At 36.4% G+C, this 16,654-nt stretch carries 25 protein-coding genes and 1 tRNA gene; 24 read left to right on the top strand and 2 right to left on the bottom strand.

All coding sequences use genetic code 11. The annotated features are described in order from the left end of the window. Positions 1–4: 4 nt before the first annotated feature. The 21 genes from GYX25_RS03055 (at position 5) to GYX25_RS02960 (ending at position 13,808) form a co-directional block, all read left to right on the top strand. Positions 5–382, top strand: coding sequence for a putative holin (locus GYX25_RS03055; protein WP_174786683.1), 378 nt, complete (start codon positions 5–7; stop codon positions 380–382). After that, the gene (locus tag GYX25_RS03050) at positions 379–672 is read left to right on the top strand and encodes a phage holin family protein (protein ID WP_174786682.1); all 294 of its coding nucleotides are present in this window, start codon (positions 379–381) and stop codon (positions 670–672) included. Before GYX25_RS03055 ends, GYX25_RS03050 begins: the two co-directional genes overlap by 4 nt. Continuing rightward, positions 669–1,256 (top strand): N-acetylmuramidase family protein, encoded by a 588-nt coding sequence (locus tag GYX25_RS03045; RefSeq protein ID WP_174786681.1) that lies wholly within the window; start codon positions 669–671, stop codon positions 1,254–1,256. The genes GYX25_RS03050 and GYX25_RS03045 overlap by 4 nt, the downstream gene beginning before the upstream one ends. Further along, positions 1,234–1,680 carry a hypothetical protein gene (locus tag GYX25_RS03040; protein WP_174786680.1) on the top strand — a complete coding sequence of 149 codons (447 nt, stop codon included), beginning with the start codon at positions 1,234–1,236 and terminating at the stop codon, positions 1,678–1,680. Before GYX25_RS03045 ends, GYX25_RS03040 begins: the two co-directional genes overlap by 23 nt. After that, the gene (gene lysC, locus GYX25_RS11145; protein ID WP_238785954.1) at positions 1,580–1,801 is read left to right on the top strand and encodes an Rz1-like lysis system protein LysC; all 222 of its coding nucleotides are present in this window, start codon (positions 1,580–1,582) and stop codon (positions 1,799–1,801) included. Before GYX25_RS03040 ends, lysC begins: the two co-directional genes overlap by 101 nt. Beyond that, positions 1,788–2,234, top strand: a complete 447-nt coding sequence (locus GYX25_RS03035; RefSeq protein ID WP_174786679.1) for a phage tail protein — start codon at positions 1,788–1,790, stop codon at positions 2,232–2,234. Before lysC ends, GYX25_RS03035 begins: the two co-directional genes overlap by 14 nt. Beyond that, the gene (locus GYX25_RS03030) at positions 2,219–2,680 is read left to right on the top strand and encodes a phage virion morphogenesis protein (protein WP_174786678.1); all 462 of its coding nucleotides are present in this window, start codon (positions 2,219–2,221) and stop codon (positions 2,678–2,680) included. Before GYX25_RS03035 ends, GYX25_RS03030 begins: the two co-directional genes overlap by 16 nt. Before the next feature lie 60 nt (positions 2,681–2,740). After that, positions 2,741–3,382, top strand: coding sequence for a phage baseplate assembly protein V (locus GYX25_RS03025; RefSeq protein ID WP_065590160.1), 642 nt, complete (start codon positions 2,741–2,743; stop codon positions 3,380–3,382). After that, on the top strand, positions 3,379–3,732 hold the full coding sequence (locus tag GYX25_RS03020; RefSeq protein ID WP_065590159.1) for a GPW/gp25 family protein: 354 nt from the start codon (positions 3,379–3,381) through the stop codon (positions 3,730–3,732). The genes GYX25_RS03025 and GYX25_RS03020 overlap by 4 nt, the downstream gene beginning before the upstream one ends. Next, positions 3,720–4,631, top strand: a complete 912-nt coding sequence (locus tag GYX25_RS03015) for a baseplate J/gp47 family protein (RefSeq protein ID WP_174786677.1) — start codon at positions 3,720–3,722, stop codon at positions 4,629–4,631. The genes GYX25_RS03020 and GYX25_RS03015 overlap by 13 nt, the downstream gene beginning before the upstream one ends. Then, positions 4,621–5,226: a phage tail protein I gene (locus tag GYX25_RS03010; protein ID WP_174786676.1), complete on the top strand. Its 606-nt coding sequence runs from the start codon at positions 4,621–4,623 to the stop codon at positions 5,224–5,226. Before GYX25_RS03015 ends, GYX25_RS03010 begins: the two co-directional genes overlap by 11 nt. Beyond that, complete coding sequence (locus GYX25_RS03005; RefSeq protein ID WP_174786675.1) at positions 5,223–6,176, top strand: phage tail protein; 954 nt, start codon at positions 5,223–5,225, stop codon at positions 6,174–6,176. Before GYX25_RS03010 ends, GYX25_RS03005 begins: the two co-directional genes overlap by 4 nt. Positions 6,177–6,178: 2 nt before the next feature. Further along, positions 6,179–6,628, top strand: coding sequence for a tail fiber assembly protein (locus GYX25_RS03000; RefSeq protein WP_174786674.1), 450 nt, complete (start codon positions 6,179–6,181; stop codon positions 6,626–6,628). Between the two features lie 135 nt (positions 6,629–6,763). Beyond that, on the top strand, positions 6,764–7,939 hold the full coding sequence (locus GYX25_RS02995; RefSeq protein ID WP_174786673.1) for a phage tail sheath protein: 1,176 nt from the start codon (positions 6,764–6,766) through the stop codon (positions 7,937–7,939). A gap of 15 nt (positions 7,940–7,954) precedes the next feature. Then, the gene (locus GYX25_RS02990) at positions 7,955–8,467 is read left to right on the top strand and encodes a phage major tail tube protein (protein ID WP_174786672.1); all 513 of its coding nucleotides are present in this window, start codon (positions 7,955–7,957) and stop codon (positions 8,465–8,467) included. 68 nt (positions 8,468–8,535) lie between these two features. Beyond that, entirely contained in the window at positions 8,536–8,835 is a 300-nt protein-coding gene (locus tag GYX25_RS02985; protein WP_065574048.1) for a phage tail assembly protein, read from the top strand. Then, positions 8,799–8,963: a GpE family phage tail protein gene (locus GYX25_RS02980; protein WP_442902644.1), complete on the top strand. Its 165-nt coding sequence runs from the start codon at positions 8,799–8,801 to the stop codon at positions 8,961–8,963. Before GYX25_RS02985 ends, GYX25_RS02980 begins: the two co-directional genes overlap by 37 nt. Next, positions 8,956–10,737, top strand: coding sequence for a phage tail tape measure protein (locus GYX25_RS02975; protein WP_174786671.1), 1,782 nt, complete (start codon positions 8,956–8,958; stop codon positions 10,735–10,737). Before GYX25_RS02980 ends, GYX25_RS02975 begins: the two co-directional genes overlap by 8 nt. A 131-nt stretch (positions 10,738–10,868) precedes the next feature. Next, positions 10,869–12,320: a phage tail protein gene (locus tag GYX25_RS02970; protein WP_174786670.1), complete on the top strand. Its 1,452-nt coding sequence runs from the start codon at positions 10,869–10,871 to the stop codon at positions 12,318–12,320. 1 nt (position 12,321) lies between these two features. Beyond that, positions 12,322–12,738 carry a phage tail protein gene (locus GYX25_RS02965; RefSeq protein ID WP_065608886.1) on the top strand — a complete coding sequence of 139 codons (417 nt, stop codon included), beginning with the start codon at positions 12,322–12,324 and terminating at the stop codon, positions 12,736–12,738. Beyond that, positions 12,735–13,808, top strand: a complete 1,074-nt coding sequence (locus GYX25_RS02960) for a phage late control D family protein (protein ID WP_174786669.1) — start codon at positions 12,735–12,737, stop codon at positions 13,806–13,808. Before GYX25_RS02965 ends, GYX25_RS02960 begins: the two co-directional genes overlap by 4 nt. A 263-nt stretch (positions 13,809–14,071) precedes the next feature. On the opposite strand, the gene GYX25_RS02955 is transcribed toward GYX25_RS02960, so the two are convergent. Then, the gene (locus GYX25_RS02955; RefSeq protein WP_174786668.1) at positions 14,072–14,863 is read right to left on the bottom strand and encodes a Cthe_2314 family HEPN domain-containing protein; all 792 of its coding nucleotides are present in this window, start codon (positions 14,861–14,863) and stop codon (positions 14,072–14,074) included. Positions 14,864–15,042: 179 nt separating this feature from the next. Here GYX25_RS02955 and GYX25_RS11360 point away from each other — a divergent pair, with 179 nt between their 5' ends. Continuing rightward, the gene (locus GYX25_RS11360) at positions 15,043–15,270 is read left to right on the top strand and encodes an ogr/Delta-like zinc finger family protein (RefSeq protein ID WP_065590149.1); all 228 of its coding nucleotides are present in this window, start codon (positions 15,043–15,045) and stop codon (positions 15,268–15,270) included. Between the two features lie 299 nt (positions 15,271–15,569). Beyond that, positions 15,570–15,770 carry a hypothetical protein gene (locus GYX25_RS02945; RefSeq protein WP_065590148.1) on the top strand — a complete coding sequence of 67 codons (201 nt, stop codon included), beginning with the start codon at positions 15,570–15,572 and terminating at the stop codon, positions 15,768–15,770. A gap of 159 nt (positions 15,771–15,929) precedes the next feature. Here the strand turns inward: GYX25_RS02945 and GYX25_RS02940 are convergent. Beyond that, positions 15,930–16,006: transfer RNA gene (locus GYX25_RS02940), tRNA-Ile, on the bottom strand. A 216-nt stretch (positions 16,007–16,222) separates the two neighbouring features. Between GYX25_RS02940 and GYX25_RS02935 the strand changes: the two genes are divergently transcribed. After that, positions 16,223–16,582 carry a DUF4156 domain-containing protein gene (locus tag GYX25_RS02935; protein WP_085247993.1) on the top strand — a complete coding sequence of 120 codons (360 nt, stop codon included), beginning with the start codon at positions 16,223–16,225 and terminating at the stop codon, positions 16,580–16,582. The last annotated feature ends 72 nt before the right edge of the window (positions 16,583–16,654 follow it).

Below are 16,654 nucleotides of genomic sequence, written 5' to 3'. Positions count from 1 at the left end.
TGGAATGACAGAGCCAACTACAACAACATTTACGGCGGTTATTAGTGCGTTTTCAATATCAATGATTTATCCAAATATCGAAAACGGCATTATTTTAGGCGCACTTTGTGGATCAATTCTACTGGTGATTAGTGAAGAACGCATCTCAGTACTTCGGCGTATTATTCTATTTTTTATATCTTTTGCGATAGGAATGTTACTAGCCGAAATAACATTATATCTATTGCTCCCTTTTTTCCCGTCAAATATTCAAACAAAAGTACCGCTTGGACTTGGTGCATTAGTCGCCTCGGCGGTAAGTGTCAAGCTACTCCTTTGGTTAATTAAAAAGTTTGATGATCCATCCGATTTATTCGACAAATTTAAAGGGGGAAAACCATGATAACCCTTAACGCTTTTCTTTGTTTATTAATTGCTATTCGATTATTTACATTCGATCGTGAAAATTGCCAATACAAAGCCAAATATAGCTGGCTAGCATGGTTAATGATTACATCAAGTGCATCAGTATTTTTATTCTCATCTTTCGGTTTATTAAACCGTGCTTACTGCGCTCAGGTAGTTATGAATATAGCACTACTGATCTGCTTTTTAAAAAGCAAAGGCAACATTGGCACGCTTTGCCGTTCTCCAAATCAACATCAGCATAATAAGAGGTTAAATAAACAATGATAACAACTGAACAATTGCAAAATGTGGCTAATAAGCTAGAAGTTGAGCTGGCTATGGTGCAAGCGGTAACCAAAATTGAGGCTCGCTCATCAGGCATTAAAAACGGTTTTCCTGTGATTCTATTTGAAAGGCATATCTTTTACCGTCAGCTTAAAAAGCATGGCTTTGATGTAGAAAAATTAACAAATACTTATCCAGATTTAATCAACCCTACCGCTGGTGGTTATTTAGGTGGTGCTCGTGAAAACTATCGGCTAACGCTTGCCAAACAAATTGATATTGATTCGGCAATTGAAAGTGCTAGCTGGGGCTTATTTCAGATTATGGGGTTCCACTGGCAACTACTTGGCTATGAATCAGCTCAGCAATTTGAACAACAGATGACAGAAAGCGAAGAAATGCAATTAGATGCGTTTTACCGTTTTGTTGCTCATAAATCGAATTGCAAGCTATTACAAGCAATGAAAGACAAAGATTTTTCAACGTTTGCCAAACTCTACAACGGTCCGGCTTATAAAAAAAATAGCTATGACTCAAAACTTAAAGAGGCATACGAAAACTATGCAAAATCTATTAAAAAGTAAATTGTTACCGTGGTTACTATTGCTACTTTGTTTGTCGTTTGGTTATTTACGAGATCAACTATTAAGCACTAAAAACAAACAATTACAAGCTAGTAATCTACAACTAAAGAATGATAAGCAAGAGTTAATCGAAATCATTGATTATAAAAACAATGAATTACTTGAACTTAGCGATCAGTATCAAGCAAATGAACAAAAACTGATAGAACAAAAAAATCAACTGCAAGCAGTTGATACGTTAAATCGTCAATATCAACAACAGTTGGAGCAACTTATCAATGAAAATAAACAATTACGCATGTGGTCTGATACTGATTTGCCTGATGTTATTAAACGGTTGTACACACGGCCAGAAATCAAAAGAAGTGAAGATTATCAAAACTGGCTGTCCAGCCGTAACGCCTTGTTATCTTCCCATGAATAATTTAAGGCAAAATCGTTCATTAATTGACGATAATCAAACCATCTTAACAGCATGGCATCAATGTGCGGTTCAAGTTGAAATGATTTATCAATGCCAACGAGATCAGCATGAAAAAAATTAACCAGCTTCGAAAAGTACTTGAAGACAACAATTTGTTTATCAAAACCAATCCCGATAAATTACATATATTTGTCGATGATGGTGACATAACAGCAACGGCCGCAAAAAGCCTTAGTTTTGAATATGAGTATAAAGTAAACCTGATCATTACTGATTATGAACAGCCAATTGACTATCTGATTGTGCCGATAATTAGCTGGATGTATATCAATCAACAAGAATTTATGGCAAACCCAGAATTAAGAAAAGGCGCCATTAAATTTGAGATTGAGCAATTAAACAATAATACAGCTGATATCAGTATTGAACTTAAATTAACTGAGCGTGTCATTGTGAAAAAAGGGACAAGTGGGCTTGAATACAAACACGTTACGGACGAACCTCCCATTGATATGCGTCCTGATTGGGTTAACGAAATATGGCCGACGAGTTAAACAAATTACATGAGTATGCAAACGGCATACTTACTCAGCTAAATAACAGTAATCGCACCAAGTTAGCTCGCGAAATTGCCAAAAAATTACGAGAAAGCAACCGCAAACGCATTACAGCACAAAGGCAACCAGATGGTACATCTTTCGAACCTAAAAGACATCAAGCATTCCGAAAAAAAACGGGAAAGATTCGCCGTAAAATGTTTACCAAGCTACGAACAACTAAATATCTACGCATATCAGCAAACAGCAACTGCGCTACTGTAAAATTTATTAATTCGGTATCTCGTATAACCCGCATTCATCATTACGGATTGCGTGCACGAGTGAATAAAAAAGATGATTGGACAATTAAATATCCGTCCAGAAAGCTGCTTGGATTCAATCAACACGACTATAACACGATTGAGCAAATTACTATCGCCCACTTAGCCAGTAAGTTGTAAAAATCGATTTTACAAGTTAGTACGCTTTATTATTTGTCTGTAAATCTTAATGATAACGCTATGCAAAATTATCACCCTGCCGACTTAGTCGATATATTACGAAAAATTGAGAACCTGATCCGCCAAGGCGTTGTTTGTCAAACCAAAGGCGATCGGGTAAAAGTGCGTTCTGGCAAATTGGTTACTGCCTGGTTACCATGGTTTACTCACCGTGCAGGTAAAAGCCGATCGTGGTGGCGCCCTTCTATTGGTGAACAGGTTTTTATATTAAGTCCAAATGGTAATCTTGAACTTGGTTGCGTATTACCAAGCCTTTATTGTAATGATAACCCTGCGCCATCAACTTCAGAAGATGCTTATTTAGTAACATTTCCAGACGGTGCAACATTTGAATATGAACCGAAAAACAGCAGTTTAACCATAAAAGGCATAAAAACTGCAGTTATTGAAGCAAGTGAACAAATCACCGCTAAAGCGGGTACCAAAATCCACCTTGATACACCACTTGTTGAATGTAGTGATCATGTGACATTTAAATCATTTAGCGCAACAGGTGGCAGTGCTAGCGGTAATACTGGTGTATTAACTGGAAACGTAATTCATCAGCAAGGCAAATTGTCATCAAACGGGGTTGTACTTGATACGCATAAACATAATGGAGTCAAAGCTGGTGGCGATCTAACTGGGGGACCTCAAAAATGAGTTATATCGGAATGAATTGCCAGAACGGTAGAACTATTACTGATATGGATCACATTAATCAATCAGTTAAAGATATTTTAACAACACCGATAGGCTCACGAGTTGAACGCCGTGATTATGGTTCATTTTTATTTTTGCTTTTAGACAACCCAAACACCGAAGCAACCAGATTGCGTGTCATTTCAGCGACAGTCATGGCATTAAATCAATGGGAACCACGTATAAAACTAGATGCTGTAGACGTTTTTGCCGATAAAGAAAAACTGATAATGCAATTAACAGGTTCACGAACAGACAAACCCAATCAAACTTTTACCAGTGACATAGAGATCGCAACATGGCCACGTTAACTGATTTATCAAAACTACCAGCACCAGATATTATCGAGTCACTAGACTTTGAAGCTTTATTTGCTCAACGTAGAGAAAAGTTTATATCGCTATATCCAGCAGATCAACAAAATGAAGTGGCAAAAACATTGCAATATGAAAGTGAGCCAATCGTTAAACTACTACAAGAAAGCACGTATTATGAGTTAATTATACGCCAGCGTATAAACGAAGCATCGCACGCATTAATGATTGCCCACGCTAAAGGCAATGACTTAGATAATCTAGGGGCTAACTTTCATGTTTATCGCTTAATCATTCAGCACGAAGATAATACAGTCACGCCATCAATCCCCGAAATAAAAGAATCAGATAGCGATTTTAGAATGCGAATTCAAGCCGCATTTGAAGGTTTATCCGTTGCTGGTCCTCGTGCCGCTTATGAGTTTTATGCTCGCAGTGCTGACGGTCGAGTATTAGATGCCGCCGCCGAAAGCCCCGCACCTGCTTGCGTAACTCTCGCCATTCTATCTCGTGAAAATAATGGTATAGCCAGTAGCGATCTTATTCGTATTGTTGCCGAAGCTGTCAATCAAGACAATCGTCGCCCTATTGCCGATCGTGTCACGGTTAAATCAGTCACACTGATTGAGTATGAAATAAAAGCCAAGCTTTATTTATATCCGGGTCCCGAGTCGGAACCAATCAAAAAAGCGGCTACCAAAAATTTGCAAGATTATATAACCGAAAAACACCGCATTGGACGTAGAATTAATCGCAGTGCAATAATTTCAGCATTACATGTTGCTGGTGTTCAACGTGTCGAATTACTACAACCTGCACAAGATATATTAATCAATCGAGAACAAGCCAGTTATTGCACAAATTATCACGTTGAGGTTGCCGGTTATGACGAATAGGACGCTATTACCACCATCTGCCACTCAACTTGAAAAAAATCTATCACAAGCTATGATTTGTGATCCACCTATTCATTTACGTTCACTTTGGGACCCAAAAACTTGCCCATTCGAACTATTACCCTATTTAGCTTGGCAATATAGTGTTGATCGCTGGGATGAAAACTGGCCAGAACAAACAAAACGCAAAGTTATTGCTGAAGCATTCGAAATTCACAAACTAAAAGGTACCAAGGAAGCCATTCGCCGTGCAGTTGAACCATTTGGTTATTTGATAAATGTTATCGAATGGTGGCAAAACAACAAAACACCTGGCACATTTGCAATTGAAATTGGTATATCAGATAAGGGTATTACCGATGAATCTTACCAAGAGTTAAGCCGTATCATTGATGATGTTAAACCTGTTTCACGGCATTTATCAGGTTTATCACTGCAACTAGTAACAAGCGGTAGCACAACAATTGGGGTCAGCAGTTACGATGGTAATACATTGAATATCTACCCATATATTAATCAAGCAATTACAACATCATCAAAAGGTCAGATTGGCACAACTATTCACTTAATCGATACAATGAGCATACAACCATGAGTCAAACTTACTACACGATATTAACAAAACTAGGTGCGGAACTTTTCGCTAATGCAACTGCACTGGGTGTACAACTAAAATTAACCCATATGGCAGTTGGTGACGGTAATGGTTCAATACCAAACCCCATAGCCACTCAAACTAAACTTATTAACGAAGTGCGACGTGCCGCTATTAATACGCTTTCTGTTGATAAAAATAATCCAAATCAAATTATTGCCGAACAAGTTATACCTGAGGCGGAGGGCGGTTGGTTTATTCACGAAATTGGTCTATATGATGATAAAGGCAATTTGATAGCGGTCGGCAACTGCCCGCCAACATACAAACCAAAACTTGCCGAAGGTAGTGGCCGAACACAAGTTATCAGAATGATTATTGTTGTTGATAATGTTGATTCTGTGGCAATAAAAATCGATCCTTCTGTTGTATTGGCAACTCGTGAATATGTTGACGAGAGTATAGAAAAGAATGTACCAATCACACGTAAAATTAATAACAAAGAATTAAAACAAGACATCATTTTAAATGCAGTCGATATTAATGCGTTACCCGCCATAAAAAAAATGAATGGCAAAAACTCTATTTATGAAGTAAGTGAGCTGTCGGTATTTAAAAACCGACCTTTCTTTAATGACTCGGAATTAATCACGCTCAGTGATTTTAATAGTTCTTTTACTCAAAATGGTTACATTAAATTACCTAACGGGTTATTTGTTCAATGGGGATTAGCACAATATACATCAGCAAGAGGACAAGAGGGAGAAATTGTACCATTTTATATAACATTTCCAAATTTATGCGTATCAATTATAACCGGTGATAGATACGCTGGCGTCAATTCTACTGCTGCGGGTCCAATATCTAAATCGCATTTCAAATGCTGGTGTAAAAGCCCGTTGGGTGCGTATGCGGATACTGGATTTTTTTACATAGCTATAGGATTCTAAACATGAAACATTTTTACAGTCATACAACACAATCATTTTATATAGATGAAATTAATCATGAAATCCCTGTTGATTCTATTGAAATCACAGCTGAACAGCATGACGAATTATATAACGCAATGAAAAAAGGTTGCGTTATATTTAATGATTTAACGTACTCTGATCCGAAACCTTCTCCTTTTCATAAATGGAATGAAAAAACAAAAAAATGGTTTGAAGATGTTAATAAACGTAATCAATATTTTTGTGAGCAGAATACAGTTACAAAAAATACATTAATCAATGAAGCAAACGGGAAAATAGCAGTGCTTCAAGATACCATTGATCTTGATATGCAAGAAGCAAACGAAGAAGAACAACTTAAACAATGGAAAAAATATCGGATCTTGTTAATGCGTGTCGATATTAACCAGTCTGATATAAATTGGCCTGAAAAACCAAACGTTACTTAAAATATCGATGTTAGTTGTTCAACTTGTAAAAACAAAATCTACAACCTGAACAACTAACACCATTTTTTTTAATGTGCAACTATCTCCGTACATTTATTTTACAACCTTACATATGTAAACTGCTACGGAGATCTTATGGCCAACGATTACCATCACGGCGTCCGAGTTATCGAAATTAATGAAGGTACACAAGCAATCAGAACAGTTTCAACGGCTGTTATTGGTATTGTGTGTACTAGTGATGATGCGGACGCTAACCTTTTTCCACTTAACACACCGATTTTAATTACCAACGTTAACTCTGTAATTGGTAAAGCGGGTTCACAAGGAACACTAAAACCAACGCTTGAAGCCATTGCGGATCAGTGTTCACCCGTTATTGTTGCTGTGCGTGTTGAAACAGGCGCAACAGATGCCGACACAACGGCAAATATCATTGGTACAACAACAAACGACGGCAAATATACTGGCATGAAAGCCCTGCTTTCAGCACAAACCCAACTTAAAGTTAAACCTCGTATTTTGGCTGTGCCTGGTTACGATTCGTTACCGGTTGCAACCGCATTAATATCGCTAGCACAAAAATTGCGTGCATTTTGTTACTTATCAGCTTACGGAGCAAAAACCAAAGAAGATGCAGTGCTTTATCGTGATCAACTTGGTGCGCGTGAAGCCATGGTAATTTGGCCTGATTTTGTTGGTTTTGATACAACACAAAGACAAAATGTTACATTGGCCGCAACTGCTAGGGCTATTGGCTTGCGTGCCAAAATCGACCAACAGGTCGGTTGGCATAAAACATTATCAAATGTTGCCGTTAATGGTGTAACGGGCATTTCTCATGATGTCTTTTGGGATTTGCAAGAAGAAAGCTCTGATTCAAATTACCTAAACGAACATGAAGTAACCACATTAATTTGTAACCAAGGTTACCGCTTTTGGGGATCTCGCACATGTTCCGCTGATAGCCTATTTGCATTTGAAAACTACACCCGTACCGCCCAAGTTTTAGCGGATACAATTGCAGAAGCACAATTTGCATTAGTTGACGCACCGATGCATGCATCATTAATCCGGGATCTAGTCGAATCAATTAATAACAAATTCCGTGAATTAAAATCGAACGGTTACATTGTTGATGGCAAAGCATGGTTTGATCCAGAAGCGAACACGCCAGACATTCTAAAAGCGGGTAAGCTCTATATTGATTACGATTACACCCCAGTACCACCATTAGAAAACCTTATGTTACGCCAGCGCATTACTGACAAGTATTTGGTCGATCTGGCTAATTCTGTAGCATCTAATTAAGCGGAGATCAACTAAATGGCTTTACCTAAAAAACTCAAACACTTTAACCTTTATGTTAACGGTATTTCTTATATCGGTCAGGTTGAATCATTCACGCCACCCAAATTAACTCGCAAGCTCGAAAATTTCCGCGGCGGTGGTATGCCTGGTTCAGCACCTATCGATCTTGGTTATGACGATGATGCGTTAGTTGTTGAGTGGTCAATTGGCGGCTTAGCATACGAAATACTAAAACAACATGGCGGGTTATTAAACGGTGTTGAATTACGTTTTGCTGGTGCTTACCAAAAAGATGATAGTGAAGATTTTATCAAAGTCGAAATTATTATGACTGGGCGGCACAAAGAACAAGATCGCGGCGAATTAAAACAAGGTGAAAGTAACTCAACGAAGATTACTACACACTGCGTCTACTATAAGGAAGTTATTGACAACGAAGAAACTATAGAAATCGATTATATCAATATGATTGACAAAATTGGTGGAAAAGACCGATTAAAGCAGGCTCGTCACGCAATCGGAGTTTAACAAATCAACAAACATAGCCCGCAAGGGCTATCACAATTATCAATAAAATTATTATGAGGGTAAAAGTTATGCAAAACACACAACAAGTTAAATTAAAATCAGGCTTACAATCAGGTAAAACAACTATTACTGAATTAACAATACGCAAACCTTTAACGGGTGATCTTCGTGGAGTAAAATTGGTCGATTTTATCGAACTAGATATTGATTCACTAGCAAAAGTACTACCACGCATTGCAACTCCAGCAATTGCTGAACATGAAGTTTTCAATTTAGATTTAATTGACCTTTCCGAAATAACAAAAGTAATTGCTGGTTTTTTGTCAGAGAAATCGAACAATGCAACAACGGGATCCCAAACAGAGTAGAAGATGCTATAGCAGATATTGCTTCAATATTTCATTGGCAACCATCTGCTATGTATGAGTTTACATTATCCGAACTAATGGAATGGCGGGAACAAGCCCGCCTAAGAAGCGGTTCAACTGATGAATAATTTACAATTAAACGTTAATTTGAAAGGTGTCGACAACATAAGCCGACCGCTTCGCAACGTTACAAGTGGTGCTAAAGGATTAGCTCAGCAATTAAAAGACACACGCAATCAATTAAACCAACTTAACAACATTCAAAAAAATGTTGATGGTTTTATTCAGTTAAAAAAACAGTTTGAAGATGCAAAAAATAAAGCTAAGTCATTGGCATTCGAACTAAAAAACACATCTACACCAACAAAGGAACTGCAACGCGAATTTAATAAAGCAACAGCAGAAACAAAAAAATTAAAAGATAAATTAACGCCATTACGTGCAGAATTACAACAATCAGGTATTAATACTAAAAATTTAGCACAACATCAAGTTACATTAAAAAACCAAATAACTAGCGCCAATCAAAGCATTAGCCAGCAGTCCGAACGACTAAAACAACTAAACCAACATCAACAAAAAATAAACCAAGTTCGATCAAAATACGACACCGGCATGCAAAGAGTTGCTGTACTCGGCGGTGTTGGCTATGGTGCCCTATCAACGGGGCGAACAGTAGCAAGAAGCATGAAAAACCTGCTACATGTTGGCTACGAATTTGATGCCAGCATGAGTGCAACCCAAGCAGTAACAAGAATTGATGACAAAAAAGATCCTCGTATGTTAGCGCTACGAAAACAAGCACGAGAATTGCCATTAGTCTCTAAATTTACCGATAGCGAAGTTGCTCAAGGACAATATTTCTTAGGTAGAACGGGATATAACCCAGATCAAATATTAAAAGCAATGCCCGGCATGCTGAATCTATCCGCCGCTGGTGATGTTGATCTCGGCACTACAGCAGATATTGCATCAAATATTCAAATGGCTATGGGGTTACCTGCAGAAAAAATGGATCACGTTGCTGATGTTCTAACAGCTATGTTTACTCGCAATAATGTTGATATTCCTATGCTAGGTGAATCCTTAAAATATAGCGCAGGAGTTGGAGCTAGCTTTGGACAAAGCTTAGAGACTATTTCAACACTAACTGCTGTAATGGGTAATGCAGGCATTCAAGGAAGCCAAGCTGGTACAACATTACGTCAGATTTTAGTACGACTTGGAACATCAAACGCAGTAGCAAAACTGGGAGTTAAAGTTGCCGATAAAAACGGCAATATGCGTGATGTTGTTGATATCATGTCAGAAATATCTGAAGCCACCAAGCACATGGGCAATGTACAACGAGCACAAATAAATAAACAAATTGCAGGGCAAATTGGTTTAACTGGATTTGAAGTTTTGCTAACTCAAGCATCAACAGGCTTTTTGAAAAAAATGCGTGGAGAGCAAGGGGAATATGATGGCGAAGCAGCCAGAGTTGCAAAAACAAAACTCGACAATTTAGCTGGTGATATGACAATGCTACATGCCGCATTTGAAAATATCAGCGTTGAACTATTCGAAAAAAACAATGACTGGCTACGATCTGCTATTCAGGGCTTAACTAAATTTTTGCACGGTGTTGGTGAATTTTTAAAAAAACATCCCGCATTAAGTAAGGCCTTGGTTGTTGTTGGCGCAGGGCTTGCAGCAATCACCACTGCATTTGGTACATTTGCAATAATGCTAATGAGTGTATTTGGCCCAATGTTAATGACCCGATTTATATTATCAAGAATTGGTTTATCATTTGGTGGTTTATTTATAAAAACGAATGTTGCAAAAAAAGGGTTTTCGTCGTTTAGCAAAACATTATTATCATTTATTGTGCCAGGTAAAAAACTGGCTCAATATTAAAATCAATCGGTAGATCAATACTAGCTATTGGTAAATCACCTAAAAAACTTCTACTTGGAGGAATTGGATTTACTGGATTACCATTTAAAAGAATAAGCTCATTATTTGGAATATTTGGCAAATCAACATTAATGCCCCGTATATTACAATTTTTTGGTTTTGCACTCAGAGGAGTTAGCTTTGTTCTTGGCCCAATTGGTTGGATTATTACTGCAGCTAGTTTGCTTTATAAATACTGGCAACCCGTTAGCGCCTTTTTTATTGGGTTTTGGAACGGTTTACGTCAATCATTATCTGAAACCGAAAAGGAATTTGCATTTTTAAAGCCTACAATCACCACTATTGGAAATATATTTAAGTGGATTGGTGGAAAAATTAGTAGTTTAATTAATTGGTTTGGTGATTTGTTTGAACCAATGCAATTAACTAAAGATGAGTTTAAAAAAGTCGAAAGCGCTGGCGAATCATTTGGGAAGACTTTTTATAAAATAATTAAATTGTTGGCAAAAATATTCAATCCACTAGGGAAAAATATTATTATCATTGCTGGATTAATTTCTAAATACTGGCAACCCATCAGCACCTTTTTTATTGGCTTTTTGGAGGGTTTATGTAAATCGTTGACGGGTATATCGGACGAATTATCATTTCTAATGCCTATTGTTCGTACTGTTGGCGACTTATTTAGTTGGATTGGCAACAAGATAAGCAGTCTAATAAATTGGTTTGATAATTTATTCCAACCTGTACAGCTAACTACTAAAGAATTAGATAACGCAACAGAAGCTGGTAAATCATTCGGTACGTCAGTGGGTAACATCATTAGAGGACTAATAAGACTATTTAGAAAACTATATAATATAGTTGAAAGTGATATTGAGTTTATAATATCAATTCCCAATAAAATCCGTGAACTCCCCCAAAAAATAGAGGAAATATTTACTGGTGAGAATGGTCTATTGAATAAATTTTCAAGAATTGGATCCGATATTTCTGATGGACTAATACTAGGAATAAACAACAAATGGGAGGAAACAAAAAAAACAGTATCAAATCTTGGCGCAAATATTAGCAACTGGTTTAAAAGCACTTTAGATATTCACTCACCATCCAGAGTTTTTGCTAAATTTGGCGGTTATACTATCGATGGCTATATACACGGCATCGAACATAACCAAAGCGATGCATTCCGCTCCATGAGTCAACTAGGGAAAAGTATCAGCAACCGATTTAAAAACACATTAGACATTCACTCCCCTTCTCGTTTGTTTGCAAAATTTGGAGGACACACGGTTGATGGGTATGTTAACGGTATTGAACGAAATCAAAATGACGCAATACGAAGTGTTGGCCAACTTGCAAACAACATAATAACCACAGGTTCACAACTTTCAAGCGGTGTTGTCGTAGATAATCGCCGCCCTATTAGTGGTACCTCTGGTATATCACAGTATTACATAACAATAAATGCCACCCCAAGCATGAATGAACAAGAATTAGCACGTTGTGTGGCTAAAGAGATAGAACGACGTGAACGCAATCAATCAGCACGCTACAGATCAAGTTTAAGGGATATCGATTAATATGATGATGTGTTATGGCTTATTTGTTTTCAGCTTAAAAACAATACCGTATCAGACTGCGGAAGAAAATAAAGATTGGCGGTTTCCAGCAAATTCACGTGTAAATCAACGTTCAGCATTACAATTTATTGGTCGTGATAACGAAACGATAACCTTATCTGGCGTATTGTATCCTGAATTAACGGGGGGTAGATTAAGTTTAGCAGTTTTAGAAAGAATGGCCGACCTTGGTTACTCGTGGCCATTAATCGAAGGTACCGGCATACCACTTGGCTTTTTCGTTATGACCAACTTAAAAAAAACCAAAACGGAATTTTTTAAAGATGGTGCGCCACGCAAGATTGAATTCACTATATCACTAACAAAAGTTGATCCACCAGACTGGTTACCTTTCGCTGATATTATAGGGATGATATGAAACAACCAACCTACACAATTACAATTGATGATAAAGATATTACATCTAACTTTGATAAACGTCTTATCTCGATGCAGATTACTGATAATCGAGGATTAGATGCTGACACCATATCTATTGAATTAGACGATAGCGACGGCAAACTTGAACTACCCAAGCGAGGAGTTCAAATTAGCGTATCACTAGGCTGGGTTAATGATAACGTCATTTTACAAAACATCTTCACTATTGACGAATGCGAGCACTCCGGAACGCCAGACGTACTATCAATTCGTGGCAAAAGCGCCAATTTGCGTGACTCACTAAACGAAAAACGCGAAAAAAGCTACTCTGATACAACACTTGGGGCAATAACTGAAGAAATCGCAAAACGGCACAATCTGCTATACAGGATAGATAAAAGTATAGAGCATGAACACATTGCCCATATAGACCAAACTAACGAATCTGATGCTTCATTTTTAACACGCCTATACAACGATTTTAATGCCGCTGTAACATTAAAAAATGGCATGCTGATTATTTTCAAAAAAGGATTGGCAAAAACAGTAAATGGTCAAGACATCCCGACAACAACAATCACCCGCAAACTTGGCGACCAGCACCGCTTTGCTATTGCCGATAGAAATGCTTACACGGGTGTAAAAGCTTATTGGATTGACTACCGTCAACAGCAAAAACAACAGACCAAAGCAACTCGAAAAACAAAAAATAAAAACAACCAAACAAACAAAGATGAAAATGGCGTGCTAGTCGGTGCTGATGGAAACGTAAAAATATTACGGCACACATACGCATCAAAACAAAACGCCTTCCGAGCGGCTCGTAATGAATGGTACAAATTACAACGCGGCGCATCACAATTTAGCATCAACCTTGCTGAAGGGCGTCCTGACATTTACCCAGAAATGCCCGCATCAGTCGAAGGATTTAAAAAGGAAATCGACTCAACACTATGGACAATAACCCGTTGCACGCACAGCTTAGACACAAACAGCGGTTATACCACTTATGTTGAACTCGAAATTAAATTAGAAGATGACGAAAAACCTAAAGAAGAAAATGAATAACACTGGATTTAATTAAAAGTTAATATAAAATTAATTAATGTTTGTCTAATTTGAGCAATCAAAAACAGAGGATAACTCATACCTATTTCCCGAAATGCTGGTAACAGTACAAAGATTTAAATAAGAAATTGATTTATAAAAATGGATAATCCCCCGTTGTTCACACTCTATGAATACAACAGGGAGAATTTGTGACAAGTTTGGAATTGGAAATTAAGTTGGATTAAATTTGTATGAATAACATATCCATTAATAACAAATAACTAAGCATGATTCATATGATAGTTTTTAAAATGGGGAGATGGTCCTGATTTTGAATTTTCTGAAAGAATTTTATATTTATCTCGATAAAAGGGATAAAGTTCATTAAGCAATTCATTACAAGAAATAAATATTTTTTCTACTTCTTCTACAAAAATTGAATAAATTTTATCTCTTGATGCTTCATAAACTGCAACTAAATCATAACCAACGATTTTTGAATTAGTTTGTTCAGACCAAGACATATTTTTAAACATTTCATCGTCGTCTGTGTATAAATTATAAAATCCTTTATGAGCCCTATCATTTCTTTCTAATCGGAGTGTAGATCCAGAATTTTCCAATATTTTTAAAATATTAAAAATTTCAGGATGAGAATTTTTAATAATTTTACTGAGTTGTTTTATATTTAATATGTGATCAGGAATGTTAAGTTCTAAAACTTGATTAACAAAGTGAAAAACAATGTCTCGGATACTCGAAAATCTATATAATGATAAATCTACAATTGATTTAAGCCAATCATACCTATTTATATCTTGTAAAATAGACTTTAAAGGTATGTTTTGTACACCAAGCATTTGAGGGATCACCCTTAAATCAACAAATTGTTGTTCTAATGAATGAAAACGAACATAAATTAAATGGGCATAAGCCATATGAGGTTCGATTTTAACAAACTCATCCCAATTTTTATATGGATGATCATGCAGAAAATAAATATTTATTGAATCATAAAGTATTGCCTTAAATTTTGACTCATCTAGATCCCACCAATAATATTCTTTTTTCATAATAAATATTTCTCTCATTACTAGATTTTTTTACATATAGTATAGGATATTTATAATAAATATTTATACGATTAGCAATAAACATTCCTTAATTAGATAAAAAACACCTTACAAAAATAAATTTAAAGTTAATTTTTAATAATATATAATTAACTAAAAGTTAATACTCAGGTGATAGAATGAAATGTCCCCACTGCAAATTAAAAGCCGTTATTCGCTCAAGTGAAGCGTTATCCGAATTAACCAGAAAACAATATTATCAGTGTTCAAATATATTTTGTGGCCATACTTTTACAGCGATGCAATCAATATCAGAAACAATTGTACCGAGTAACTGCCCCAACCCAAATGTAAAAATACCTTTTTCACAAAATATAAGAACGCAGAAAGAACAAACTATTAATTAAAAACTATAAGCCCAACTTTATAATGTTGACTAACACGCTTTTTTTCATGTATATTAAAACCACGTTAGCAAAATCTAACATCAGGATTGGCGTCCTGCATTATTCCACAAGCGCATAGCCGCTAAAAGCGGTATTTTTATGCCTATAATCTAGTTGTACCTATTCAATGGTGAGCTGGATAAGGGAGCCGAAAGGCTCGCCGTATTCTTGTGGAGCGGTACGCCAACCTTGTTCAGTTCACCTCCAGTATTGGCGTGCTGTTGGTGATTAAATAAATTTACTCCACAAGGAATTCAATCATGAAACATCAGATTTTAAACATTGCATCTTCAAATGATATTGTTCAATTAAACTTAGATAGCTTTGCAAAACTCGAACAAGCTGAACTACTCGCCCGATTTTTATTAAATTCAAATCATATCAATAAAAACGAATTCATTATTGCGGTGAGTTGTATCGCTGATCTACTCTATAATGTCATGGCACAAGCAAAATTATAAAATACTAGAATTATTAGTATTAAAGCTCACCTAGTGGGCTTTATTTTTTTAATAATAGTAATAAAAAATTTAACCGCCATTTTACCGCCACTTAGTAAAGTTGACTGATTTTCATAATGTGATTTTTAAATGTAAGCTTTTGATTATATTGATTTAGAATGGTGGCCCCTACTGGACTTGAACCAGTGACCAATCGATTATGAGTCGACTGCTCTGACCAACTGAGCTAAGGGGCCATTTGGGTGTGCTACTGAGTTAGTAGGGTTATGATTATAATAGAGTTGAATCAAATTTGCTATAGTTAATTAATAAAATAGGTCGGTTTGATTATTTATTAAACTGTAATTTATTGGATTTTATGCAAGTTTAATTACTGATATTTTTTGTTTAATTAAACTGATACAATAATTTGGTTTATTACTGTTAGTTATTTTATTGGTTGAGGAAATGTTATGTCTATCAGAAAATTATTATTTATTGGTGTTGCGATGTTTGCAACCTTGCTTTTAGGTGCTTGTAGTGGTTCTAAATATCAACCTACTTCTGCTGGTAGTCAAGTTCAGTTTATTGATACTAAACCTGCGGCTTCTTGTCAGTTATTGGGTAAAGCGGAAGGACGTCGTAGTAGTTTCTTTTCTGGCCTTAAAACTCATAGCGAGCTAATTCGCGATGCAGCTTCTGAGCTGATGAATAAGGCTGCTGCAATGGGGGGGAATGTGATTTATAACGCACAAGATACTTCTATGCAATATATTTCGGATATTGCGCCAACAGATGCGGTTATGGTTGGTGATGTTTATAGTTGTAAATAAGGCTAGTTAAATAAGAAAGGGAGCTTTGCCTCCCTTTTTTATTGGTATTAATGAATTATAATATCTTGTATT

Origin of the sequence: Gilliamella sp. ESL0254 (assembly GCF_013344985.1) — a bacterium.
In the GTDB taxonomy this organism is placed as follows: Bacteria; Pseudomonadota; Gammaproteobacteria; order Enterobacterales; family Orbaceae; genus Gilliamella; species Gilliamella bombicola.
Note: the sequence above shows the minus strand (reverse complement) of the source record. Positions and strands in the feature narration are given on the sequence as shown.